The organism is Oleiphilus sp. HI0132, from assembly GCF_001635845.1.
The window spans coordinates 1-667 of sequence record NZ_LWGJ01000797.1 but is presented as its reverse complement, the minus strand read 5'-3'; the positions used below and the strand labels follow the sequence as shown (position 1 = coordinate 667).

The window sequence follows — 667 nt, the reverse complement described above, 5'->3', positions numbered from 1 at the left end:
TATTACTATATTGTTCACTTCTCGACAATTTCCTAATATTATGCGCGACAATAGTGAAAACTACTATCCTTAAAGTCTAGCATTCAACTATCACTGACGCTTAATTTTGTTCAGTTTTTACGCGTCCGACGGCATCTAACCAGCCGCTATAGAGTTTTTTTGCATCTTCTGGACAAATATCAGGTGAAAAACGTTTATCAAGATGCCACATATCTGCAATCGTCTCGACGCTTTCAAATAAACCGGCCTTTAAGCCAGCCAAGTATGCCGCACCTAATGCCGTGGTCTCGACAATTTCAGGCCGGTCAACTGAAACATTCAGAAGGTCAGATAGAAACTGTACAACCCAGTCATTGACCACCATGCCTCCATCTACTCTTAAAGTGTTTACTTGCGCACCATCTTTCTCCATCGCGTGGAGCAGATCCCTTGTCTGATAACACACTGACTGTAGACCAGCTGTGACGATTTCTTCTATCCCCGTATCTCGAGTTAAACCGAACAAAGCACCTCGTGCATTCGGATCCCAATAAGGCGCACCTAAGCCAGTAAAGGCTGGTACCAGATAAACCGAATTGTCATAACCAACCTTCTTGGCCATCGCCACCGTTTCACTAGCATGAGAGATAAACTTTAAGCCATCACGCAACCATTGCACTGCCGCTCC

The 667-nt window shown here is 44.5% G+C and carries 1 protein-coding gene; it reads right to left on the bottom strand.

The features are described from left to right. Positions 1 to 100 precede the first annotated feature (100 nt). On the bottom strand, positions 101 to 667 hold a 567-nt coding region (locus tag A3766_RS09280), incomplete at its 5' end, for an FGGY-family carbohydrate kinase (protein WP_255375394.1).